Source organism: Allobosea sp. LjRoot237 (genome assembly GCF_964253285.1).
Taxonomy (GTDB): domain Bacteria; phylum Pseudomonadota; class Alphaproteobacteria; order Rhizobiales; family Beijerinckiaceae; genus Allobosea.
Window position 1 is genome coordinate 5,086,699 of sequence record NZ_CAXUQP020000001.1, and the last position, 22,754, is coordinate 5,109,452.

Annotated in this window: 26 protein-coding genes; 13 read left to right on the top strand and 13 right to left on the bottom strand. The window is 67.3% G+C overall.

Annotation, left to right across the window (positions count from 1 at the left end; genetic code table 11):
- The first annotated feature begins 378 nt into the window (after nucleotides 1-378).
- Both ACSQ24_RS24730 and ACSQ24_RS24735 read left to right on the top strand, forming a co-directional pair.
- Nucleotides 379-2,517, top strand: a complete 2,139-nt coding sequence (locus ACSQ24_RS24730; protein ID WP_436097249.1) for a protein-disulfide reductase DsbD family protein — start codon at nucleotides 379-381, stop codon at nucleotides 2,515-2,517.
- 41 nt (nucleotides 2,518-2,558) lie between these two features.
- A complete protein-coding gene (locus ACSQ24_RS24735) occupies nucleotides 2,559-3,197 on the top strand; it encodes a thioredoxin family protein (protein WP_436097250.1) in 639 nt (212 codons plus the stop codon).
- Nucleotides 3,198-3,346: 149 nt separating this feature from the next.
- On the opposite strand, the gene ACSQ24_RS24740 is transcribed toward ACSQ24_RS24735, so the two are convergent.
- Both ACSQ24_RS24740 and ACSQ24_RS24745 read right to left on the bottom strand, forming a co-directional pair.
- Nucleotides 3,347-3,643, bottom strand: coding sequence for a hypothetical protein (locus ACSQ24_RS24740; protein ID WP_436097251.1), 297 nt, complete (start codon nucleotides 3,641-3,643; stop codon nucleotides 3,347-3,349).
- A 95-nt stretch (nucleotides 3,644-3,738) separates the two neighbouring features.
- On the bottom strand, nucleotides 3,739-4,125 hold the full coding sequence (locus ACSQ24_RS24745; protein ID WP_436097252.1) for an STAS/SEC14 domain-containing protein: 387 nt from the start codon (nucleotides 4,123-4,125) through the stop codon (nucleotides 3,739-3,741).
- 117 nt (nucleotides 4,126-4,242) lie between these two features.
- Between ACSQ24_RS24745 and ACSQ24_RS24750 the strand changes: the two genes are divergently transcribed.
- Genes ACSQ24_RS24750 through ACSQ24_RS24765 form a run of 4 tightly spaced genes read left to right on the top strand, consistent with a single transcriptional unit; the run spans nucleotide 4,243 to nucleotide 5,106 of the window.
- Complete coding sequence (locus tag ACSQ24_RS24750; RefSeq protein WP_436097253.1) at nucleotides 4,243-4,428, top strand: hypothetical protein; 186 nt, start codon at nucleotides 4,243-4,245, stop codon at nucleotides 4,426-4,428.
- 13 nt (nucleotides 4,429-4,441) lie between these two features.
- Complete coding sequence (locus ACSQ24_RS24755; protein WP_436097254.1) at nucleotides 4,442-4,663, top strand: hypothetical protein; 222 nt, start codon at nucleotides 4,442-4,444, stop codon at nucleotides 4,661-4,663.
- Complete coding sequence (locus ACSQ24_RS24760) at nucleotides 4,660-4,884, top strand: hypothetical protein (RefSeq protein WP_436097255.1); 225 nt, start codon at nucleotides 4,660-4,662, stop codon at nucleotides 4,882-4,884. The genes ACSQ24_RS24755 and ACSQ24_RS24760 overlap by 4 nt, the downstream gene beginning before the upstream one ends.
- Before the next feature lie 9 nt (nucleotides 4,885-4,893).
- On the top strand, nucleotides 4,894-5,106 hold the full coding sequence (locus tag ACSQ24_RS24765; protein WP_436097256.1) for a hypothetical protein: 213 nt from the start codon (nucleotides 4,894-4,896) through the stop codon (nucleotides 5,104-5,106).
- Between the two features lie 2 nt (nucleotides 5,107-5,108).
- On the opposite strand, the gene ACSQ24_RS24770 is transcribed toward ACSQ24_RS24765, so the two are convergent.
- Nucleotides 5,109-5,828, bottom strand: coding sequence for a hypothetical protein (locus ACSQ24_RS24770; RefSeq protein ID WP_436097257.1), 720 nt, complete (start codon nucleotides 5,826-5,828; stop codon nucleotides 5,109-5,111).
- A gap of 467 nt (nucleotides 5,829-6,295) precedes the next feature.
- Here ACSQ24_RS24770 and ACSQ24_RS24775 point away from each other — a divergent pair, with 467 nt between their 5' ends.
- The 5 genes from ACSQ24_RS24775 to ACSQ24_RS24795 are packed head-to-tail and all read left to right on the top strand — an operon-like array spanning nucleotide 6,296 to nucleotide 9,360.
- Entirely contained in the window at nucleotides 6,296-6,541 is a 246-nt protein-coding gene (locus ACSQ24_RS24775; protein ID WP_436097258.1) for a hypothetical protein, read from the top strand.
- Between the two features lie 11 nt (nucleotides 6,542-6,552).
- The gene (locus ACSQ24_RS24780; protein ID WP_436097259.1) at nucleotides 6,553-6,747 is read left to right on the top strand and encodes a hypothetical protein; all 195 of its coding nucleotides are present in this window, start codon (nucleotides 6,553-6,555) and stop codon (nucleotides 6,745-6,747) included.
- 7 nt (nucleotides 6,748-6,754) lie between these two features.
- A complete protein-coding gene (locus ACSQ24_RS24785) occupies nucleotides 6,755-7,864 on the top strand; it encodes a methionine ABC transporter ATP-binding protein (RefSeq protein ID WP_436097260.1) in 1,110 nt (369 codons plus the stop codon).
- Entirely contained in the window at nucleotides 7,854-8,519 is a 666-nt protein-coding gene (locus ACSQ24_RS24790) for a methionine ABC transporter permease (protein ID WP_436097261.1), read from the top strand. The genes ACSQ24_RS24785 and ACSQ24_RS24790 overlap by 11 nt, the downstream gene beginning before the upstream one ends.
- Nucleotides 8,520-8,562: 43 nt before the next feature.
- The gene (locus ACSQ24_RS24795) at nucleotides 8,563-9,360 is read left to right on the top strand and encodes a MetQ/NlpA family ABC transporter substrate-binding protein (protein WP_436097262.1); all 798 of its coding nucleotides are present in this window, start codon (nucleotides 8,563-8,565) and stop codon (nucleotides 9,358-9,360) included.
- A gap of 253 nt (nucleotides 9,361-9,613) precedes the next feature.
- Here the strand turns inward: ACSQ24_RS24795 and ACSQ24_RS24800 are convergent, their stop codons facing one another.
- From ACSQ24_RS24800 to ACSQ24_RS24845, 10 genes are all read right to left on the bottom strand, one after another.
- Entirely contained in the window at nucleotides 9,614-10,318 is a 705-nt protein-coding gene (locus tag ACSQ24_RS24800) for an ABC transporter ATP-binding protein (protein ID WP_436097963.1), read from the bottom strand.
- Nucleotides 10,315-11,076, bottom strand: a complete 762-nt coding sequence (locus ACSQ24_RS24805; RefSeq protein ID WP_436097263.1) for an ABC transporter ATP-binding protein — start codon at nucleotides 11,074-11,076, stop codon at nucleotides 10,315-10,317. The genes ACSQ24_RS24800 and ACSQ24_RS24805 overlap by 4 nt, the downstream gene beginning before the upstream one ends.
- A complete protein-coding gene (locus tag ACSQ24_RS24810) occupies nucleotides 11,073-12,965 on the bottom strand; it encodes an ABC transporter permease (RefSeq protein ID WP_436097264.1) in 1,893 nt (630 codons plus the stop codon). The genes ACSQ24_RS24805 and ACSQ24_RS24810 overlap by 4 nt, the downstream gene beginning before the upstream one ends.
- 105 nt (nucleotides 12,966-13,070) lie before the next feature.
- Nucleotides 13,071-14,279 carry an ABC transporter substrate-binding protein gene (locus ACSQ24_RS24815; protein WP_436097265.1) on the bottom strand — a complete coding sequence of 403 codons (1,209 nt, stop codon included), beginning with the start codon at nucleotides 14,277-14,279 and terminating at the stop codon, nucleotides 13,071-13,073.
- Nucleotides 14,280-14,512: 233 nt separating this feature from the next.
- The gene (locus tag ACSQ24_RS24820; RefSeq protein ID WP_436097266.1) at nucleotides 14,513-15,634 is read right to left on the bottom strand and encodes a TIGR03364 family FAD-dependent oxidoreductase; all 1,122 of its coding nucleotides are present in this window, start codon (nucleotides 15,632-15,634) and stop codon (nucleotides 14,513-14,515) included.
- Between the two features lie 100 nt (nucleotides 15,635-15,734).
- Complete coding sequence (locus tag ACSQ24_RS24825; protein ID WP_436097267.1) at nucleotides 15,735-16,490, bottom strand: SDR family NAD(P)-dependent oxidoreductase; 756 nt, start codon at nucleotides 16,488-16,490, stop codon at nucleotides 15,735-15,737.
- A complete protein-coding gene (locus ACSQ24_RS24830) occupies nucleotides 16,463-17,503 on the bottom strand; it encodes a ketopantoate reductase family protein (RefSeq protein ID WP_436097268.1) in 1,041 nt (346 codons plus the stop codon). Before ACSQ24_RS24830 ends, ACSQ24_RS24825 begins: the two co-directional genes overlap by 28 nt.
- The gene (locus ACSQ24_RS24835) at nucleotides 17,500-18,450 is read right to left on the bottom strand and encodes an isoaspartyl peptidase/L-asparaginase family protein (RefSeq protein WP_436097964.1); all 951 of its coding nucleotides are present in this window, start codon (nucleotides 18,448-18,450) and stop codon (nucleotides 17,500-17,502) included. Before ACSQ24_RS24835 ends, ACSQ24_RS24830 begins: the two co-directional genes overlap by 4 nt.
- 171 nt (nucleotides 18,451-18,621) lie before the next feature.
- Nucleotides 18,622-20,223 carry an ABC transporter substrate-binding protein gene (locus tag ACSQ24_RS24840; protein ID WP_436097269.1) on the bottom strand — a complete coding sequence of 534 codons (1,602 nt, stop codon included), beginning with the start codon at nucleotides 20,221-20,223 and terminating at the stop codon, nucleotides 18,622-18,624.
- Nucleotides 20,220-20,750, bottom strand: a complete 531-nt coding sequence (locus ACSQ24_RS24845) for a MarR family winged helix-turn-helix transcriptional regulator (protein ID WP_436097270.1) — start codon at nucleotides 20,748-20,750, stop codon at nucleotides 20,220-20,222. Before ACSQ24_RS24845 ends, ACSQ24_RS24840 begins: the two co-directional genes overlap by 4 nt.
- A gap of 116 nt (nucleotides 20,751-20,866) precedes the next feature.
- Here ACSQ24_RS24845 and ACSQ24_RS24850 point away from each other — a divergent pair, with 116 nt between their 5' ends.
- Together ACSQ24_RS24850 and ACSQ24_RS24855 are read left to right on the top strand one after the other, a co-directional pair.
- Nucleotides 20,867-21,568 carry a creatininase family protein gene (locus ACSQ24_RS24850; RefSeq protein WP_436097271.1) on the top strand — a complete coding sequence of 234 codons (702 nt, stop codon included), beginning with the start codon at nucleotides 20,867-20,869 and terminating at the stop codon, nucleotides 21,566-21,568.
- A 214-nt stretch (nucleotides 21,569-21,782) separates the two neighbouring features.
- On the top strand, nucleotides 21,783-22,754 hold the full coding sequence (locus ACSQ24_RS24855; RefSeq protein WP_436097272.1) for an ABC transporter permease: 972 nt from the start codon (nucleotides 21,783-21,785) through the stop codon (nucleotides 22,752-22,754).

Consider the following 22,754-nt stretch of genomic DNA (forward strand, 5'->3'; position numbering starts at 1 on the left):
CTATCCGATCGATGCCTCCTTGAGAAACCGCATCGGTTCTGGGTTCCGGGCTCTTCGCTGCGCGAAGCCCCGGAATGACGTCCCCTGCGGCCTCGCGCCGCTATCACCCGCTTGTCATTGGCTTTTCGCAGCGGAAGGAGGCATCTGGAGGGCATGATCGTGACGAGCCTCACCTGCCCGACCGAACAGGACAGCTCTTTAAACAAGGGCCTTGCGCTCGCTCGGACGCGCAAGCCCTCCCCCCTTGTGGGGGAGGGTTGGGAGGGGGGTATCGCACCCGCAGTCCTCTCCGCGCCAGATGCGACACATGTCGAGGGTGGCATACCCCCCTCTCTGGCTCTCCCCCACAAGGGGGGAGAGGACCGGTCGCGCTTGCGAATGCGTGGGTTCCGGCTGTTGCAGCGCGCCACCATGGCGCTTGCTTTGCTGGCGCCCGAGCCGCTGCTCGCCGCCGAATCCGCTGCCGTGACCTCACCGCGCGTCACCGCCACCCTGCTCTCGAGCCGTGATGCGGTTGCGCCGGGTGAGCGCTTCCAGGTCGCGTTGACCCAGAAGCTCGCGCCGGGCTGGCACAGCTACTGGCAGAACCCCGGCGATTCAGGCGAGGCGACGCGGATCGAGTGGACGCTGCCGGACGGCGTGAGCGCCGGCGCGATCCAGTGGCCGGCACCCAAGGCGATCCGGGTCGAGCCGCTCGTCAATTTCGGCTTCGAAGACAATGTCCTGCTGCCGGTCGAGATCAGCGTGCCTGCGAGCGCCAAGCCGGGCGAGACACTCTCGCTCTCGGCCAAGGCGACCTGGCTGGTCTGCGAGAAGATCTGCATTCCCGAGGAGGGCGCTTTCACGCTCGACCTGCCGATCGCGGCAACCGGCGTGGTCGATGCCGGCGTAGAGACGCGGATCGAGCAGGCCCGCGCCGCCCTGCCGAAGCCGGCCGGCTTCACCGGCAAGCTCACGCCGAAGGGAGAGGATAAGCTTACGCTCACCCTGCCCGGCCTGCCGGCGGGTGCGAGCGATATCCGCTTCTTCCCGATCCTGGACACGCTGATCGAGCATGCGGCCGAGCAGCCGATCGAGAACGGTGCGCTGATCCTTACTCGCTCCACCGCCTTCAAGGTCGGTACGCCGGCGACCGAGGGTGTTCTCACCTTCGAAGATGGCGGCAACAAGCGCGCCCTGGCGCTCAGTGCCGAGGTCGAGCCTGCCTTGCTGCAAGCCGCGGCCGCCCCGGCGCAGGCGCCTGCGAAGGTGACGCTGCCGCCGCCTCCGGCCGAGGACCTGACGATCTGGCTGGCGCTGGCCTTCGCCTTCGCCGGTGGTTTGATCCTCAATTTGATGCCGTGCGTGCTGCCGGTTCTGTTCATCAAGGCGCTCGGCTTCGCGCAGGTCGCGCAGGCCAGCCGCAATGAAGTGCGCCAGCAAGGCCTGCTCTTCCTCGCCGGCGTGCTCGCGACCTTCCTCATCCTGGCCTCAGCAGTGATCGCGCTCGGCGCCGGCTGGGGCTTCCAGCTGCAGTCGCCGCCGCTCGTCATCCTGCTCGCCGTGTTGATGACGCTGATCGGCTTCAACCTGATCGGCGCCTTCGAGATCGGCGGCCGCCTGCAGGGCGTCGGCGACGGCCTCGCGAGCCGGAGCGGTCCGGTCGGCGCCTTCATGACCGGCGTGCTCGCCGTCGTGGTGGCGACGCCCTGCACCGCCCCGTTCATGGGCGCGGCGATGGGCTATGCGCTGACGCAGCCGCCAGCCGCGGCGCTGTCGATCTTCATGGCGCTGGCGCTCGGCTTCGCCGCGCCCGTCGTCGCGCTCTCCTTCGCGCCGGGGCTGCTGCGGCTGCTGCCCAAGCCCGGCCGCTGGATGCTCGTGTTGAAGCAGGCCTTCGCCTTCCCGATGTTCGCGACCGCGATCTGGCTGGTCTGGGTCGCGACCATGCAGGCCGGCGCCGATGGCGCGCTCGCCGCGCTGATCGCGATCCTCGCCGCCGGCTTCGCGCTCTGGCTGATCGGCGTCACGCGCGGAAGCGGTCGCGGCTTGCGGACCATTGCAGCCGCTGCTGCCGTCCTGCTCGTCGGCGCGACCTCAGCCTTCGTGATCGAAAGCGCGACGGCCCCGGCGCAGCCGACCGCACAGGCCGGGGCCGAGGCGCCGGGTGTCTGGTCGCCGACGCGGGTCGCGGAGTTGCAGGCGCAAGGCAAGCCGGTCTTCGTCAACTTCACCGCCGCCTGGTGCATCACCTGCCTCGCCAATGACCGCGTCGCGCTGTCGCGCCAAGACGTGAAGGACGCCTTCGCCAAGCTCGGTGTCGCCTATCTCAAGGCCGACTGGACCAATCGCAATGCTCAGATCGCCGCGACGCTAGCCGAGTACGGCCGCGCCGGCGTGCCGCTCTATCTGTTCTATCCGGGAACGAAGGGCGCGCAGGCCGAGGTGCTGCCGCAATTGCTGACACCCGAGACCGTGGTGAGCGCCGCCGAGCGCGCCGCCGGCCGCGAGGTCAAGACCGCATCCAGTCAGAAGTGAAGCCAAGCCCCGACGTTTCAACTCAGCAAGGGAAACTGACGATGAAAGCCGTGAGCAGACAGACCGTCATCACCGCGATCGCCGCGACCGCGTTGGCACTCGCCTCCGGCGTCGCCTTTGCCCAGAGCGCGGCCAAGCCCGGCGCCAAGGCGCCCGATTTCTCCGTCGTCGACGTCGACGGCAAGCTGCAGAAGCTGTCGGATTATGCCGGCAAGACGGTGGTCCTCGAATGGACCAACCACGACTGCCCCTATGTCCGGAAGCACTACAACAGCGCCACCATGCAGACCCTGCAGAAGGACATGGCCAAAGACGGTGTCGTCTGGCTCTCGGTGATCTCCTCGCCGGCCGGCGAGCAGGGCCATGTCGACGCGGCCAAGGCCAAGGAGCTGAGCAAGAGCCGCGACGCGGCCCCGGCCTCGATCCTGCTCGATCCGAAGAGCCAGATGGCGCGGGCATACGGCGCCCAGACGACACCGCACATGTACATCATCGACCCCAAGGGCACGCTCGCCTATGCCGGTGCGATCGACGACAAGCCGTCATCGAGTGCCTCCAGCCTGACCGGCGCCAGGAGCTATGTCCGCCAGGCGGTGGCCGAGCTCAAGGCCGGCAAGGCGGTCTCGGAGCCCGCGACCAAGGCCTATGGTTGCGTGGTGAAATACGCGCCGGTGAGCTGAAGCCTGGCGCAGCCTTCGACGGGAAGAGCGAAGAGTCTCCTCGCCCGTGGGTGGCTTTGCGTGGCGGTTTTCGCGCCCTTTCAATCGAAAATCCCGCGCCCTTCGCCCTGGGGGACAGGGTGGCGAAGGGCGCGGGGTACGGGCCGCCTCTACCAGCGGTCGTAGCGGTCGTGATAGCGGCGGCCATGGGCCGGGGCCCAGGGCGGCGGGCCGCCACGGTGCCGGCCATAGCCATAGCCGTGGTCATAGCCGCGATGGTGGCCGCCGTAGCGGTTCTGGCGCTCCATGTTGCGCTGGATCTCCCACATCCGGTGCTCGCGGTTGTGGCGGGTATAGGTCGCCTCGACCTTGTCGAGGGCGGCAGCGCCGTTGAAGCTCTCGCTGGCGGCGGCCGGGGTGACGGCGGCGCCGAGCGCGATCGCCGCGGCGATGAGAAGGTGGCGCATGGCTGTCTCCTTTTCGAGTTGTCGCCATTGAAGCGGACCCGGCTGGAACCCTGTCTGAACGGGATAGTCGGCTCCCGTTCATCTTGGCGGCAGGCTCAGGCGTCCGGTCCGCCCTCGATCTCGCTCGCCCAGGCGAGCGCCGCGTCGAAAGCATCGGGCTTGAAGCTCCTGACCTCGACGAAGGGCACGAGCGGGCTCGTGATCGCGACCAGGGTCTCGATCCAGCCCTTGTCGGTGACCACGGCCTCGCGCGGGAAGCGGCGCAGCTGGGTCAGCTTGCCGAAGCCGTAGCGGGCGTCCTTCAGGCCGGCGCGGAAGGTCATGTCCTCGAAACCGGTGAGGTCGGCGAGGATGCCGAGCTTCTCATGGCGTTCGAGCTTGCTCTCGATCTCGGCGATCAGCCTGTCGAAATCCGGCTCGGAGAGCGTTCCGGTGATGCGGAAGGCCGCGACATGGTCGGCGGCAGGAAGGATGTCGAGCATGGCGGGCTCCTGGCTTGCAGCAGGACAACGCGGCGACTGGCCGCAAGGTTCGACGGCGAACCTTCGCCGGGGCGAGGCGTTGGATTCATGAGAGCTGGGGCAATGCAGGAGGATGCGATGAGCAAGCTGCCGCCGATCCCACCCGAGAACCGCAGCGACAAGGGTCCGGGCGAGCCCGATCATGCCGGCAAGCCGGCGCCGAAGCGCCCGGCCGGCGAGCGCCCGGACAATCCGGACCAGCAGGGCCGCCAGGCCAACATCAAGCAGAACACCACCCATCAGGGCTATCAGCAGGACCGGTGAGGGAGAGCGACCCATGTCAACGTCCACCAAATCACCGCAGACCATCCGGCAGGGTGGCCCGGGCGCCTCGCATGAGAACGCCAAGGAGCCGTTGCGCGTCGAGAAGCTGCCCGCCGACGAGGATTACCGCAAGCATTCCCGCATCTCGGGCGGTGGCGGCGAGCGCGACATCCACCATACGCGCGATCCAGAGAAGAAGGGCGGCGGCAGCCGCCCGGCAGGAGGTTCGTCATGAGCAGGCACGCGAAGACGCGGCAGCCGAGCGACGCCGACCTGCGCGGCAATCCTCTGATCGGCGCCTCCAAGGGCGCGAACCGTGCCGGCGCGCGGGCGGAGGATTTCGAGGAGTTCGCCGGCGCCAACACGGTTGAGGGCGATCTCGAGAACGACGTCAACAGGCTGGGCGGTATCAGCAAGGCGGTGCGCAGCGGGCGTAACGCACCCAACAAGCGATAGGAGGCGAGCATGGCACAGGCCGGCAGGAAGCTCGGGCCGGGCACGCAGGGCAAGGGCGACGGCAGCGGCGCGAGGAGCACGCGGCCGCAATCCTTGCCCGACAACAAGGTGCTCTCCAACCGCGACAAGGCGCAGCACAATCGCGAGCGCGGCCGGGATGGCAAATGGATCGAAAGCGAGCAGCGCTACGAGACCGAGCACAACAGGCGTTCGGGGAGCTGATCCTATTTCAGCGCGATGATCAGCATCAGGAAGGCGAGCACGATCAGAACCTGTCTGAGGCTCCAGTTGATCCGCCTGAGCTGCTCGGCGACCGGGTCCTCCGGCGGCTCGGCCTCGGCAGACTGATCCGGTTGCCCCGCGAGAAAAGCGGGGTCGCCGGCAGACTCGGACGGTGCGGCTCGCCAGCTGAGGTTCTGCACCCGTCCATGCGCCTGCACCGGCCGGCCATCGGCTTCCGGCGCGAGATGGAAGACCGGCGGCTCATCGTCCGGGCCGCCCTCGCGCAGCCAGAGATTGGTCGTCGCGGCAAAGGAGAGGAGCCCGGCGCGGCCATCGGCGAGATCCTGCCGCAGCCCCGCGAACAGCGGTTGCGGCAGGAAGAGATCGGCAGCGAGCCGATCGTCGAGATCGCCCTGCGCTCCGGTGGGAAGGCTGAGGCGCAGCAGCGGCGCGCTCTCGCCGGGAAATGAGCGGATCGTCAGGGTGAGTTCCTGCGCAGGTCCGGGCTGGTCGATCCGGGCAAGCCGGGCACCGTCCGGCCGGGCGCGAGCCTCGATCCGCCCGGCGTCATGCAACGCGCCATCGTGCCAGTCGTGACCGGCGACCGGGATGAGCCCCTCCGCCGTGAAGGCAAGCAGTTTCGCGGGATTCTGGATGAAGGTGCCGCCCGCCACCGTCATCCGCCCGTCCACGATGCTGGCGCCGTCAGTCCTGTCGTTCATCCCGCCCCCACTTGAGTCGGCACGGACGATAGCAGGTCGGCAGGGCGATGCCAGATTGGCAGGTTGTTCTACGCTGGGGGTGGTATGGGCCGCGCTGGAAAAGAAAATTTCCTTCTCCGCCCGTTCGGCGAAAGGCTCTTCCCAATCGCCGTGTACCTTTAAAAGAACGTTTGGATTGACATGCAGAACGGTCTTTCCTAGATTGCGGGTGTCGTCGGGCCACCGATGGCCGCGGAGATTTGAGCGAGCAGCTTGCGCCGCGTCACCAAACGCTAAAGCGCCACGACGTGGTCGTGGGCTCCCCAGATCGAGGAGATGAACATGACCGGTTTCCCGCTCCGCCCAGTCGAAACGCTCCGCCTTTCGATGATGTGCTGTTGTCGCCGCTGATCCAGCATTGACGCCGTTCCCGGCATCACCTCCGACATCGCTACAGTACAGGGCGCCGCAACGCGGCGAAAATCGTCATGTCGTTCCAGTCCCACATCAACTCAAATGCACCCGCTCGTCAGGCCTATGTCATCGAGGTCGGCGAGACCCAGGCGGGCCTCGTCGCCCGCGGCGCCGATGAGCGCTTCTTCACCTTCATCTCCGCCTCGGCCGCCTTCGACCGGCTCGAGGGCCAGCGCTTCGCCACCCCGGTCGCGGCCGAACTCGCGGCGCGCCAGCTCGTCTCCTCGCGGCGCCATGGCGCTGCCCGGCTGGCGGCCTGAGGAGCGCGCCGGTGCACGTGTTCGAAACCCTGCGCGCGCTGGTCGCCTCCTGGTTCGCGCGGACGGTGCCCGCCGACCTCAGTGAGCCGCGCTGGCAGGAGCGCTCCTTCGCCGAACTTGGCGCCGAAGAGCGCCGTCGTTCGATCCGCGAGGTCACGCTCGAGCAATTGGGCATTGCGCACTGGTCGTGCCACACGCATTTCTGAGGTCATGATGAACGCCCCTGTGAAGCCCGGCGCCTTTCGCGTCGAGGCCCTCCTTCCAACGCCACCGTCCGAAGCGATCATCCGCTTCGAGGCGGTCGGAAAGACCTTTGCAGGTCGTGACAGCCAGGAGCCGGTGACGGCGCTCGCCGGCATCGACCTCGTCGTGCCGCGCGGCGCCATCGTCGGCGTGATCGGCCGCTCCGGCGCCGGCAAGTCGACGCTGATCCGCCTGGTCAACGGTCTGGAGCGCGCCACCTCCGGCCACATCCTGATCGAGGGCGAGGACGTCACCAATCTCACCGAGGCGGGCTGGCGCGAACGCCGGCGCGCCACCGGCATGATCTTCCAGCACTTCAACCTGCTCTCCTCGCGCACGGTGTTCGACAATGTCGCGCTGCCGCTGGAGATCGCCGGCGTGCCGAGGGCGAAGATCGAGGCGCAGGTCAGCCGCCTGCTGGACCTGGTCGGGCTCGCCGACAAGCGCGAGCGTTACCCGGCCGAGCTTTCGGGTGGCCAGAAGCAGCGCGTCGGCATCGCCCGGGCGCTGGCGACCGAACCGAAGGTGCTGCTCTGCGACGAGGCGACCTCGGCGCTCGATCCCGAGACGACCCGCGCGATCCTGGCCCTGCTCAAGCAGGTCAATCGCGAGCTCGGCATCACCATCCTGCTGATCACCCACGAGATCCCGGTGATCAAGGAGATCTGCGACCGGGTCGCGGTGATCGAGGGCGGCCACATTGTCGAGGAGGGCGAGACCTTCGAGGTGATGACCAAGCCGCGCCACCCGACCACGGCGAGCTTCGTCGAGGCGGTGACCGGCGTCGAGGTGCCCGAATACCTCGCCGGCCGCATCCATAAGCAGGCACTCGCCGGCGACAGCGCCGTGCTGCGCATCGCCTTCACCGGCGAGAATGCGACCACGCCGGTGATCAGCCGTCTCAGCGCCGTCATCGGCGTCGACGTCAACATCCTCGCCGGCCGCATCGATGCGATCGGCGACAAGCCCTTCGGCAGCCTCTTGGTCTCGGTGCCGGCGAGCGAACCCGAGCTTGCCGCCGTCTTCGGCGCGCTGAAATCCCTCGATCTCAAGGCGGAGCTGGTCGGCCATGTCTCCTGAACTCATCCGGCTGATCATCGAGGCGACCGGCGACACGCTGCTGATGGTCGCGATCGCGGCCGGCCTCGGCACCGCGCTCGGCCTGCCGCTCGGGGTCTTCCTGGCGACCAGCAAGAAGGGCGAGCTCTTCGCGGCTCCGGCGGTCAACGCTGTCCTCGGCGCGCTCGTCAACGCCACGCGCTCGACACCCTTCATTATCCTCGTCGTCGCGATCATCCCGTTCACGCGGCTGATCGCCGGCACCTCGATCGGCACCTTCGCCGCGACGGTGCCGCTGACGGTGGCGGCAACGCCCTTCATCGCCCGCCTGATCGAGGGCGCGATCCGCGAGGTCGACCAGGGGCTGGTCGAGGCTACCCGCTCGATGGGCGCAACCCCGCTGCAGATCGTTCGCAAGGTGCTGGTGCCCGAGGCGCTGCCGGCGATCGTGCTCGGCCTGACGCTCGCGCTGGTCAGCCTGCTCGGCTTCTCGGCCATGGTCGGCGCGGTCGGCGGCGGCGGGCTCGGCGATCTCGGCATCCGCTACGGCTATCAGCGCTTCATGCCGGATGTGATGGCGATCGTCGTCGCCGTGCTGATCGTCCTCGTCCAGACCGTGCAGAGCGTCGGCGACCGCCTCTCGCGCCGCCTCAACAAGCGCCTGCGCCACGCCTGATCGATTTTCGTTTCCAACCCGTTCAGTTCACCAAGGAGCCATCATGTCCGTTCTCTTCAGCCGCCGCCTCGCGCTCGGCCTTGCCGCTTCGCTCGTCCTTGCCGCCCCGGCGCTCGCCCAGCAGAACCAGGTCGTTCGCATCGGCGCCTCGCCTGGTCCGCATGCCGAGATCCTCGAGAAGGTGAAGCCGATCGCCGCCAAGAACGGGCTCGACCTCAAGATCATCGAGTTCTCCGATTATGTCGTGCCGAACCAGGCGCTGGCCGCCGGCGAGCTCGAGGCGAACTCGTTCCAGAACCAGCCCTATCTCGACAACCAGGTGAAGGATCGCGGCTTCAAGCTGGTCAGCGTCGGCCTGACCGTGAACTTCCCGCTCGGCATCTACTCGTCGAAGTACAAGAGCTGGACCGAGGTGCCGGATGGCGCCACCGTCGCGATCCAGAACGATCCGACCAATGGCGGCCGCTCGCTCCTCCTCCTGCAGGACAAGGGCGTGATCAAGCTCAAGGATGGCGTCGGCTTCAAGCCGACCGTCGCCGACATCGTCGGCAACCCGAAGAAGCTGAAGATCATCGAGATCGAGGCCGCCCAGACGCCGCGCTCGCTTCCCGACGTCGCTGCCGCCGCGATCAACACCAACTACGCCGTCGACGCCAAGATCGAGCCGACCTCGGCGATCCTGCGCGAGGATCCGAAGGGCCCCTATGTCAACCTGATCGCCGTGCGCGAGGTCGACAAGGACAAGCCCTGGGTCAAGGCGCTGCTGGCTTCGTACCACACCCCTGAGATCAAGGCCTTCGTCGCCGAGCGCTTCAAGGGCTCGATCCTCGCCGGCTGGTAAGGCTCCTCCCCCTGGCCGTGGTCACGGCCGGGCACCTGCCCCGGAAGCGCAAGCTTCCGGGGTTTTTCGTTTAAGCGCGCCCTTGCCGTCTTTCCGGGGCTTCGCGAAGCGAAGAGCCCGGAATCCAGAATCGGTGCGGCGGCTTAGTGAAGCTGGCGGCTGGATGCCCGTCCTGAGGCGGTATCGGTTCTGGGTTCCGGGCTCGCTGCTACGCAGCGCCCCGGAAAGACGACGCGGTTCCGCGATGGACCGTTCACACCGAGAGATACTGCGCTCGCACCGCCTCGTCGGCCTTGAGCTCGTCCATCGTGCCGGTGAAGCGGATCAGCCCTTTCTCGATGATGGTGGCGCGGTCGGCGACCGAGCCGGCGAAGTGCAGGTTCTGCTCGGAGATCAGCACCGAGAGCCCTTCGCTCTTCAGCGCCAGGATGGTCTTGGCCATCTCCTCGATGATGACCGGGGCGAGGCCTTCCGAGGGCTCGTCGAGGAGGACGAGCTTGGGATTGCCCATCAGCGTGCGGGCGATGGTCAGCATCTGCTGCTCGCCGCCGGACATCGCCCCGCCCGGCCGGTCGCGCATGCGGCCGAGATTGGGGAAGAGCTGGAACAAGCGCTCCGGCGTCCAGTGTGGTGCGTCCTCGCGTTTCGGCCGCTGCGCGACGGAGAGGTTCTCCATCACGCTGAGCTCGGAGAAGACCCGCCGTTCCTCCGGCACATAGCCGATGCCGAGGCGGGCGATCTCGAACGGCTCGCGCCCGACGATCGTGTGCCCCTCGAAGACGACGCGGCCTGCCTGCGGCGGCACCAGCCCCATCACCGCCTTCATCGTCGTCGACTTGCCGGCGCCGTTGCGGCCCATCAGCGCCAGCACCTCGCCGCGGCCCATCGAGAAGCCGACGCCGTGCAGGATATGGGCGCGGCCATAATAGGCGTTGAGCCCTTCGATATCGAGCATCAGTGGCCTCCCGAGGTCGCGCCGGAGCCGAGATAGACCGCGCGCACGGCTGGATCGTTGCGGACCTCCTCGGCCCGGCCCTTGGCGATCAGCTTGCCGCGGTCGAGCACCAGGATCGCGTCGGAATGGGCGAAGACCACGTCCATATCGTGCTCGGTGAACAGCACGGCGATGCCGCGCTCCCGGGCGATCTCGGCGGTCAGGGCCATCAGCGCGATGCGCTCGCGCGGCGCCATGCCGGCGGTCGGCTCGTCCATCAGCAGGAGTTTTGGCTTGTTGGCGATCGCGACCGCAAGCTCGACCCGCTTCAGGTCGCCATAGGCGAGCACGCCGCAGGCGCGCTCGGCCTGGTCGAGCATGCCGACGTGCTTCAGCAAGGCGTCGGCCTCGGCGACATGGCGGTCCTTGGCCCGGCCGAACAGCGTCCAGGTCTCGCCGGCATGCGAGATCAGCGCCATCTGCACGTTCTCGCGCACGCTCATCGAGGCGAAGGTCGCGGTGATCTGGAAGGTACGCCCAACGCCGAGCCGCCAGACCTCGCGTGGCTTCAGGCCGGTGATCGTCCTGCCGTCGAAGATCACCTCGCCGCGGTCGGAGGGGAGCTGGCCGTTCAGCATGTTGAAGCAGGTGGTCTTGCCGGCGCCATTGGGGCCGATCAGCGCCAGCAGCTTGCCGGCCTCGACCGAGAAGCTGACATCGTCGACGGCGCGGACGCCGCCGAAGGACTTGCCGAGATTGCGGACTTCCAGGACCGGGGTCATCGGGCAGGCTCCGGCGCAGCGGCGACGGGCGGAGCGGGCTCGGCCTCGCGGCGTCGTCCTGACAAGGCGAGCGCCGTGCCGACCAGGCCGCGGGGGAAGAGGATAACGAGCAGGACGATCGAAGCGCCGAGCACAAAGCGCCAGTACATCGTCGCCTTCATCAGCTGCTCCTGCAGGCCCATGAAGGCGAAGGCGCCGACAATCGGGCCCGAGACGGTCTGGACGCCGCCGAGCAGCACCATCAGGAGGCCGTCGACCGAGCGCGGGATCGCCATATAGGTCGGGAAGACCGAGCCCTTGAAGAAGGCGAAGAGGGCGCCGGCGATGCCGGCGGCGAAGGCGGCGATGATGAAGGCGATCCACTGGATCCGCATCACCGGCAGGCCGATCGCTTCGGCCCGGAGCGGGCTGTCGCGCCCGGCCCGCAAGGCATAGCCGAAGGGCGCGAAGACCACGACGCGAAGGCAGAGGATCGCGGCGACGCAGATCGCCAGCGCGAGATAGTAGTAGACCAGCTTCGAGCTTGCCCAGGCCGCCGGCCAGACGCCGAGAATGCCGTTGTCGCCGCCGGTGACGTCGACCCATTGGAAGGCGGTCGCCCAGGCAATCTGGGCAAAGGCGAGCGTCAGCATCGCCAGATAGACGCCGGACAGCCGCACGCAGAACCAGCCGAAGACGAAGCCGGCAATACCGGCGAGGAAGGGCGCAAAGGCGAGCGCCGGCAGCATCGGCATGCCCAGCCACTTCACCGCCAGGGCTGCGCCATAGGCGCCCAGCCCGAAATAGGCGGCGTGGCCGAAGGAGGCCATGCCGCCCGGGCCCATCATGAAGTGCAGCGATGCCGCAAAGAGCGCGAAGATCGAGAGCTCGGTCAGCGTCAGCAGCCAATGATCGGCGACGATGAAGGGCGCGAGCAGCAATACGGCAAGCGCCGCGAGCCCGATCAGCTTGACGTTCGCGCTCGCCGGCAGGAGCAGCGGCTCGACCGGGCCATGGGCATGGGCGCTGCCGACCGGGCGCTTGCCCATCAGCCCATAGGGCTTGATCACCAGCACCACCGCCATCACCAGGAAGACCAGCACCAGCGTGATCTTCGGGAAGACCAGGATGCCGAAGGCGTGGATGATGCCGATCAGCACGGCCGCGAGATAGGCGCCGGTGACGCTGCCGAGCCCGCCGACGACCACGACCACGAAGGCCTCCGAGATCATCGACAGGTCCATGTGCAGGTTCACCGCCTCGCGCGGGAGCTGAAGGGCGCCGCCGAGCGCGGCTAGCCCCGCGCCGAAGGCGAAGACCGAGGTGAAGAGCAGGCGCTGGTTGACCCCGAGTGCGCCGACCATCTCGCGGTCCTGCGTCGCGGCCCGCACCAGCGTGCCCCAGCGCGTCTTCTGGAACAGGAACCAGAGCAGGCCGAGCATGATCGGCCCGACCACGATCAGGAAGAGCTCGTAGCTCGGGAAGCGGCTACCCATCAGCACGACGAAGCTCTTGAAGCCGGGTGCGCGCGGGCCGAGCTTGTCCTCCGGCCCCCAGATACCGAGCGCGATGTCCTGCACCATCAACACCAGGCCGAAGGTCGCGAGCAGCTGGAATAGTTCTGGCGCCTGGTAGATCCGGCGCAGGATGACGATCTCGACGATGGCGCCGAGCGCCGCGACGATCAGCGCCGCCAAGAGCACGCCGCCCCAGAAGCCGAGCACGTCGGCCGGACCGAAGCGCGAGACCAGCGTGAAGGCGAGATAGGCGCCGAGCATGTAGAAGGAGCCATGCGCGAAGTTCACGATCCGCGTCACGCCGAAGATGATCGACAGCCCGCAGGCGACGAGGAAGAGCGACGAGGCCGAGGCCAGGCCGTTGAGCGTCTGCGCGAAGATCAGATCGATCATGCCGGGTTCCATCGAAACAGGCGAAAAAGGGCGCAATCCTCCCGCGGCCGCAGCGGCATGCCGCGGCCGGGTAGCTTAATCTAGATCAGGTCGAAGCCTGGCGCTTCAGCCCGCCGGGCGAAGCGTCTTCACCTCTGCATCGGACGGCAGGTACTTGGCGCCGTCGGCATAGCGCCAATCGACCATCACGCCCTTGCCGTCCTTGACCGCGGTCTTGCCGACATAGGCTCCGAGCGTCGACTGATGGTCGGAGGCGCGGAACTCGACCGGGCCGAAGGCCGAGGAGAATTTCAGCCCCTTCAGCGCATCGACCAGCTTCTCGGTGTCGGTCGTGCCCGCCTTGGCGAGGCCCGCGGCGATGGCGTTCATGGTGTCGTAGCCGACGACCGAGCCGAGGCGCGGATAGTCGTTGTACTTCGCCTTGTAGGCGTCGCGGAACTTGACGTGCTCGGGCGTCTGGATCTCGGCATGCGGATAGCCGGTGACGATCCAGCCGACCGGCGTCTCGGCGCCGAGCGGGTCGAGATATTCAGGCTCGCCAGTCAGCATCGAGACCACTGTCCGCCCTTCGAACAGCCCGCGGGTGTTGCCCTGGCGAACGAAATTCGAGAGGTCGGCGGCGAAGGTGACGTTGAAGATCGCGTCGGGCTTGGCCGCCTCAAGCGCCTGCACGGTCGCGCCCGCATCGATGCGGCCGAGCGCCGGGAACTGCTCGGCGACGAACTCGACGTCCGGCTTGGCCTTCTTCAAGAGCTCCTTGAACCACTTCACCGCCGACTGGCCGTATTCGTAGTTCGGCGCAACAAGCGCCCATTTCTTGGCCGGGAGCTTGGCCGCTTCCTCGACCAGCATCGCCGCCTGCATGTAGGTCGAGGGTCGCAGGCGGAAGGTGTAGCGGTTACCCTTGGCCCAGACGATCGCGTCCGAGAGCGGCTCGGAGGCGACGTAGAGCCGCTTGTTCTGCAGGGCGTAGTCGGCGATAGCGAGGCCGACATTGGAGAGAAAGCCGCCCGAGAGCAGATCGACCTTCTCGGCGTTGATCAGCTCGCCGGCGAGGCGCACCGAATCCTCGGGCTTGCCGGCATCGTCGCGGAACAGCGTCTCGATCTTGCGGCCGAGCACGCCGCCGCCGGCGTTGACCTGCTCCAGCGCCAGCTCCCAGCCCTGACGATAGGGCTTCAGGAAGGCGGGTTGCGAGGTATAGCTGTTGATCTCGCCGATCTTGATCGGCGCGCCTTGGGCGCGCAGCAGCGATGGCGTGGCCAGCGTGACGGCGCCGAGCGCAGCTCCGCTGACGAATTGGCGACGGTCCATTCGATGGCTCTCCCGTTGATCGCTCGACTTACGCATTCACAGCCCCTCGCTGCGCGATTTCCTACCGTAGGCCAGTGCAGTGCGATGCAACAAGCCAGGGTGAAAATTCGTTTGTATGCGTATGAAATCTCCGCTGCGTTTCGCAGTTTGTCAATCGTCGAAAAACAGGCGGCGCTGCCGCGGGATCGGGCAGCTGCGAAGTATCTCTGTCGATCAGGGGCGATGAAGGGCGTTCAGCCGAACATCTCCGCAATCGTTTCTTCGCCGATGGCGAAGGCGGTCGACGCTCCGGTTCCCGAGGTGACGATGACCAGGCTGATCCGATCGGCGATGCCCTCACGCAGCATCGGCCGGTCTGGCAGGCTGGCATAGGTGCCGAGCCAGCGCGCCTCGACCGGCGGGCGGTTGCCGAACACCGCCTCGTATTCGTCGAGCATCAGCTCGTCGACACCGGTATCGCCGAACGGGTCGGGCGTTGCGGCATAATGATGGGAATCGCCGACGACGCGTGTGCCATCGGTCGAGGCAACGACGATCAGGTGGATGCCGTTGGCGAGCTGCTCCGGCTGCTCGCGCTCGATCCGGGCGCGCAGGGCTGCAGATTCCGGCAGTTCGGCATAGCCGAGATAGCGCACCACCGAGAGGTCGGACATCACGGCGCAAGGCAGGTCCGGACCGGCGGCAGCGCTCCGCACCCGCAGCATCTGCAGCTTGCAGCGGGTCAGGGCCGGATAGGTGGCCTTGAGCTCATCGGCACAGAGACCGGTGAAATCGTCGCCCGGGCAGATGATCGCGGCGTCCGCCCGCAGGCGCCCCGCCGAAGTCTCGATCACCGGCAGCGCCACGCCGTGCACGTCGGTCCCGCGCAGGATGGTGACGCCCCAGTCGCGTTCGAGATGGGCGGCGAGCAGCGGGATCGCCTCTTGCGATTCGACGCGCAATTCATAGGGGCTCCACAGCGCCGCCTGCTGGCCGACGAGGAAGGGGAAGCGCGCGCCGAGCGCCGGGCCGGCGACCAGCTCGCAATCCTCGCCCATTTCGGTCGCGAGGAAGGCTTCGAGCGTCGCGACCGTCTCCGGCCGGCGAGCGGTGACGCAGACCCCCGCATGGCTGACGGCGATGCCGGCCTTCGGCGCGATCTCAGCCCAGATGTCGCGCGAGCGCCGCGCCCGCTGCCAGGTCTGGCCGGCCTGCTGGCCGGTCACCGAGACGAAACCGAAATTGCGGATCGAGGCGCCGTTCGCTTGGGCATCGCGGTCGACGACGACGACCTTCAGCCCGCGTCGCGCCGCCGCGAGCGCATGGGCCAGGCCGACGATACCGGCGCCGACAATGGCAAGATCGAAATTGCGCACCACTGATGCTCCTCCCGGCGCTGCGATTCATGTCGCAGTCGGCAATTCGCTTATTGCACGCGGAGGCTTGTTGCACGCCCAGACTCGCGTCGAGATGCGCTCAGGAGCGCCCGCCATCCACCGAGAGGATCTGGCCGGTCACCCAACCAGCCTGTTCGGAGAGGAAGAACAGGCTGGCATGGGCGATGTCCTCAGGCGTGCCGAGCTTGCGGGTGTGGATGCCCTCGATCAGGCGCTTCTGACCTTCGGGGCCATAGGATTCCCATTGCCGCTCGGTCGCCGGGTTGGAGCGGACGAAGCCGGGCGCGACCGAATTCACGGTGATGCCGTGCGGCCCGAACTCCCAGGCGAGCTGCCTGGTCAGGCCGACGAGCGCATGCTTGGCGCTGGCATAGGCCTGGATGCCGGTCAGGCTCGGCCGCAGGCCGGCACCGGAGGAGATGTTGACGATGCGGCCATATCCGGCCTGCTTCATCGCCGGTGCGGCCGCCTGCGACAGGAAGAAGGCGGCGTCGACATTGGCGGCGAAGACCGCACGCCAGTCGCCCTCGGAGATCTCCTCGATCGGCCGGCCGACCTGTCCGCGCACGCCGCCGGCGGCATTGACCAGCAGGTCGAGCCGGCCCTCGGCAGCGAGGATCGCGTCAACCAGCTCCCGCGTCGCCGCCGGGCTGCCGAGATCGGCGACATGGGCGCCCGCGCCGATCGCCCCGGCGCTGGCGGCGACGCCCTCGGCATCGAGATCGGCGAGATGAACGCGGGCGCCGGCCTCGACAAGTGCGGCAGCGATGGCGCGGCCGATACCTTGGGCGGCACCGGTGACGAGGGCTACGCGGCCGTCGAAGCGGATCTGCATTGGTCGATCAATACCTTCAGCGTGTCTGATGACATGGGGCGGTGTCCGTCCTCGATGTCGCGGATCAGGGCGACCAGCGTCTCGAGCGCCGGCGTCGCGACGCCGACCTCGCGACCGAGCGTCGAGATGATGCCGATCTGCGGCCCGCCTTCCGTCTTGCGCTTGCGCACGGCGAGGTCACGCCAGATGCCGGAATGGGTCTTGGCGGTCTTGGAGGTGTAGTCGGCGAGCCAGGCGATCGTCTCGATCTGCGGACCTTCGGGCGCGCCCGGCGCGAACACGTTGGGGTCGAAGCCGCCGAAGCCGAGCGATTTCACCCCGCGTGCCGCCGCGACCGCGCCGACCTCGCGCCCGAGCGCCAGCCAGACCGGCAGCCGCTCCGGATCGGCGAAGTTCGCCGACATCGAGTCATTGGTCAGGGCTGTCCCGAATAGCATCGCGCCATAGGCGAGCTTGCCCCAGAGATAGCCGTAAATGTTGTCGGTCAGGATGGCGTCCGGCTCGAACAGCGCGAGCAGTCGGTGCATCTCGCACGCGCGCGGGGTCTCGACACCGTTGAGCTCGCCGACGACCACGGCGCCGCGATTGCCGTAGAGGATCTCGCCCGGCCCGTGCCAGTCGGCGCCGAAATTGACGAAGCAGCCCATCGTCCGCTCCGCGCCGACCGCCTGGGCGATAGTGATCTCGTTGAGCCCGTTCTGGGCCGAGAGCACGAAGCCATCGGCAGCGAGATGCGGCTTCAGGGCGGCAAGTGCGGTTTCCGTGGCGCCGGCTTTCACCGCGAGCACGATGCGCGAATAGGTGCCGGTCAGTTCGCCTGGCGTCACCGCCGGCACGACCTGCCGGAATTCCTCGACGGGGCCAGTGATCGTAAGTCCCGATGTCCGGCAAGCCTCGACATGCTCGGGCACGATGTCGACCATCAGCACCGGCACCCCGGCCCGGACCCAGTAGGCGCCGAGCGTGCCGCCGATCGCGCCGGCGCCCCAGATCAGGATGGGTTCGCCGCTCATGCCTGCCCCATCACCTCGACATCGGCATGCGTTCCGACATGGACGAGCCCGTCCGGCGTCACCCAGCCGCGATACATACCATCGGTGTTGTGCGGCGCGACGATCGCGCCATCGGCATCGACCGCGACGAGGCCCGCCCCGATCTTGTGCGCGGTGAGCTCGGCAATGGCGCGATCGGATGCTTCCTTGAGGGAGAGGTCGGCATAGCCGATCAGCGACGCGATCTCGTGGCCGATGCAGTAGCGGATGAAGAACTCGCCCTTGCCGGTGCCCGAGACGGCGCAGCGCCCGTCGCGGGCATAGGTGCCGGCGCCGATGATCGGGGAATCGCCGACGCGTCCCGGGGGCTTGTTGGTGTAGCCGCCGGTCGAGGTCGCGGCGGCGAGATGGCCGTGGGAATCGAGCGCGACCGCGCCGACGGTGCCGTGCTTCTCGGCCTCGCTCGCCTCGTCCGCCGTGCCGACGAGCTCGCGGATCTTCATCGAGGCCAGGTTCTTGCGGCGCCGCTCGGTCGAGAAATACTCGTTCTCGACGATGTCGAGCCCTTCGGTCTGCGCGAAGGCGTCGGCTGCCGGCCCGGTCAGCAGCAGCGGATCGCCGCGATGCATCAGCGCCTTAGCGGCGCTGACCGGGTTGCGGATGCGCTTGACCGCGCAGAGCGCGCCGGCGGCCAGTGTCGAGCCATCCATGATCGAGGCGTCGAGCTCATGCTCGCCATCGGCATTGAAGGCAGCGCCATGGCCGGCGTTGAAATGGACCGAATCCTCCATCACCAGCACGGCGGCCTCGACCGCGTCGACCGCGCTGCCGCCCTTGGTCAGGATCGCCCAGCCGGCGCGCAGCGATTTGGCGAGATGGGCCTTGGCCTCGGCCCATTCGCCGTCAGTCATCTCGGCCTTGGGCAAGGTGCCGCAGCCGCCATGGATGGCGAGGGCAATGGTCATGATAAAATCCTCGACATGAATCCTTCTCCCCTCGGGGGAGAAGGTGTCTGCAAAGCAGACGGATGAGGGCGGTGCGGCTGGGTGAGAGCCGGGCAGGTCGAGCCTGCCTTTCCCTCATCCGTCAGCGCTTCGCGCTGCCACCTTCTCCCCCGGAGGGGAGAAGGAAAGGGAGCCTCACTTCACAGGCTTGATGTCCATCGCCAGCGTGTCCTCGTCGACGCGCGGGCGGATCGTCACCTTGGCCTTCTGCATCGCCCAGGCCGAGCCGACCGCGAGGATCGGCAGGCGCGGCCGGTCCTTGGCGACGATGGCGTTGGCCTGGGCCAGGAGGTCGTTGCGCTTGGCCTCGTTCATCTCGATCGCGGCGTCCTCGATCAGCTTGTCGAGTTCGGCGTTCTTGTAGCCGAGCACGTTGAAGGCGCCGAGCTTCTTGGCCGGGTCGTTCGAATGCACCACCGAGGAGAGCGTATAGTTCGCCTCGCCGGTCAGCGTGCCCCAGCCCGACATCGACAGCGAGAAGTCGCCGCGCAGGCGCGCCGGGAAGAAGACGGCGCCCGGCTGGGCGTTGGCGTTCACGTCGATGCCGATGCGCGCCAGCATCTGCGCGATCGAGGTGCCGACCTGACGGTCGCCCGGCAGGCGATCATTGGTGAAGGAGAACGAGACCTTGAAGCCATTGGGATAGCCGGCCTCCTCCATCAGCTTCTTCGCCTTGGCGAGATCCGGCTTCAGCGGCGGCAGGCTCTTGTTGTAGCCGGCGATATCGGGGGTCACCAACTGGCTGACGGCCGAGCCGAGCCCTTCCATCGCGATCTCCACCAGTGCCGGCCGGTCGATGGCGAGGTCGATCGCCTCGCGCACCTTGACGTCCTGCAGCGGGTTCTTCGGCAGGGCTGAGCCGTCCTTGGCGCTGACCTGCGGGGACTTGTCCCGCATGTCGAGTTCCATGTTGAAGACATAGACCGTGTCGACGGTGGTGACCGAAAGCTTGGCGTCGCGCTTCAGCGTCGGCACGTCTGAAGCCGGGGCGCGCACGATGATGTCGACCTGGCCGGCCTTGAGCTGGGCGACGCGGGCGGCGTCGTTCGGCAGTTCCTTGCGCAGCACCCGCTGCCACGGCTCCTTCTCGCCCCAGTAGCCGTCGAAGCGCTCGAGCACGAGCTGGTCCTTCGGCGTCCACGACACGAACTTGTAGGGACCGGTGCCGATCGCCGCCTTGCCGGTGTTGAAAGCGTCGTTGGCATTGTCCTTGGTCAGCCCGGCGGCGGCCTTGTGCGAGACGATGAACAGCCGGATGAAATCGTTCGGCAGGTTCGGCGCCGGGCCGTCGGTGACGACGTGGACGGTGAGCGGATCGACGATCTTCACCTCCTTGACGCGCCGGACATAGATCGTCGTCGGGTTCGGGCCGGCCACGACCGGGATGCGCTCGATCGAGAACTTGACGTCCTCGGCGGTGAAGTCGGAGCCGTCGTGGAACTTGACGCCGGGGCGCAGCTTGAACTCCCAGACGCTCGGCTCGATCGCCTTCCAGCTGGTAGCGAGGCGCGGCTCGATCTGCAGCTTGTCGCCCGACCAGGTCAGCGTGTCGAAGACATGCTTCAGCGCTTCGGCATGGGTGCCTGTCGCGGTGAAATGCGGGTCGATCGATTCAGGGCCCGCCCGGACCCCGATCGTCAGGGTCTGCGCCAGGGCGGCGCCGGAGAGCGGGAGTCCGATAAGGGCGGCGAGAGCGGCGGTGCGCCATAGCGGGGAGCGACGGGAGGGCGAGGTCATGACTGGGAACTTTCGGGTTCGAGGTCGGCAGGCCAGGTCGAGGAGGCGATCACCATCTTGTCCATCAGCTCGCAGAGCTGCTTCTGCTCGGCTTCCGTCAGGGCGGACAGCATCGTGGTCTGCTGGTCCACCATCATCGGCATGGTCTCGTCGAAGATGGCGCGCCCGGCCGGCGTCAGCGCCAGCACATAGCTGCGCAGGTCGTCCGGATCGGTCTCGCGCTTGAGCAGCCGCCGCTGCAGCAACTTCTGGATCGCCCGCGAGAGCGTGTTCTTCGGCAGGCCGGAAGAGGAGACGATGTTCTTGGCGGCGACGCCGCCCTTGAGTCCGACGGCGTAAAGCGCGACGAATTCCGGCCGCACCAGACCGTAGCGCGTCTCGATCCAGCGGTAGACCGGATCGTTGAAGCGGAAGGCGATGAAATTCAGCCGGAAGGACAGCCAGCAGGGATTGTCCCAGAGCTTGGTGACGATCAGCGGATCGAGCTCGCGCAGCGCCACCTCCCGGTCGCGATCGAGTTTGGACAAGGAAGTCGGGGCTCGTGCCATCTCTGACATCCTATTTAGTTCCATATGGAACTTGACGGTCTCTTATACCGCTGTCAAGGATGACGCGGTCTCGCCGAAACGCAAGGATCAGCACCGTGCTCGTCGCCCGGATGAACTGGATGCAGATCGAAGAGCAGGCAAAGCGCGACGATCGCTGCGTGCTGCCGCTCGGCTGCGTCGAACAGCACGCCTATTTGAGCCTCGCCACCGACGCGATCCTGTCCGAGCGGATCGCCGCCGAAGCGGCCGAGCCACTCGGCATCCCGGTCTTCCCGGTCCAGGCCTACGGCATGACGCCGGGCTTCACCGCCTATCCAGGCACGATCTCGCTCAGGATGACCACTTACATTGCCCTGATCGAGGATCTGCTCGAAGGCGTCTACCGTTCCGGCTTCCGCCGCATCGTGCTGGTCAACGGCCATGGCGGCAATTCGCCGGTGATGACGGCGGTGATCGAGTGGATGGGCAAGCGCCCCGACGCCAGCGTCAAGATGCACAATTGGTGGGCCGGGCCACGCTTCCAGGCGGCGGTGAAGACGGTCGACCCCGCCGCCTCGCATGCCTCCTGGATGGAGAACTTCCCCTGGACCCGGCTCGAGGGCGTGACCTTGCCGGATACGGTGAAGCCGCCTTTCGACGCTGCACTTTATCACGCCGCCAACCCGCAGCGGAAACGCGAGATCCTCGGCGACGGCAATTTCCATGGCCGCTATCAGCGCCCGGACGAGGAGATGCTGGCGCTCTGGGCCGTTGGAGTCGAGGAGACGCGCGCTGCCATGGTCGAGACCTGGCCGTGAGCGTCACTGGCGCTGCATCTTGGGCGATGGTCGGCGCGACAGGTCCTCTCTCCCCTTGTGGGGGAGAGTTAGAGAGGGGGGTAGCCAGCCGTGAGGCTGCGGGAGCAAGGTGCTCTCGACACCGGGCGAACAGAACCTTCCAATATATGACCCTCGATACCCCCCTCCCAACCCTCCCCCACAAGGGGGGAGGGTTTGCGCGCGGCGCGCCGGCATGCTGACCCACATCGCCGAGCGCATCTTGCAGGCGCTTGCCGTCATGCTGGTCATGTCGGCGCTGGTCTTCGTCGGGGTCTATGCGATCGGCAATCCGATCGACGTGCTGATCGGCCCCGATGTCAGCCAGGACATCCGGCTCGAGACCATCGCCCGCTACGGTCTGGATAGGCCGCTCTGGGAGCAGTATTTCACCTTTCTCGGCCGCGTCCTGCACGGTGATTTCGGTCGTTCCTTCGTCTTCGGTATGCCGGTACTCCAGCTCATCCTGTCGCGCCTGCCGGCGACGCTGGAGCTGACCCTCGCGGCCGTGCTGAGCGCGGCGCTGATCGGCATACCCGCTGGCATCTATGCCGGCTACCGGCCGGAAAGTCCGCTTTCCAAAGGAATCATGGCGCTCTCGATCCTCGGCTTTTCGGTGCCGACCTTCTGGATCGGCCTCGTCCTGATCATGACCTTCGCCGTCGAGCTGCAATGGCTGCCGGCCGGCGGACGCGGCGAGACCGCCGCGCTCTTCGGCGTCGAATGGAGCTTCCTGACGCTCAACGGTCTCTCGCACCTCTTCCTGCCGGCGCTGAACCTCGCTTTCTTCAAGCTCGCTCTGATGACGCGTCTGGCGCGGGCCGGCACGCGCGAGATCATGCTGACCGACACGGTGAAGTTCGCCCGCGCCGCCGGCATCCCGGAGAGCGTCATCCTGCGCCGGCATGTGCTGCGCCTGATCTCGATCCCGCTCGTCACCGTCTTCGGCCTCGAATTCGCTTCGACGCTCGCCTTCGCAGTGGTCACCGAGACGATCTTCTCGTGGCCCGGCATCGGCAAGCTGATCATCGATTCGATCCAGTCGCTCGACCGGCCGGTGATGGTCGCCTATCTGATGCTGGTCGCCTTCGTCTTCATCATGATCAACTTCCTGGTCGACCTGACCTATTTCGCGCTCGATCCGCGCCTGCGGAAAGGAAGGGCGTGA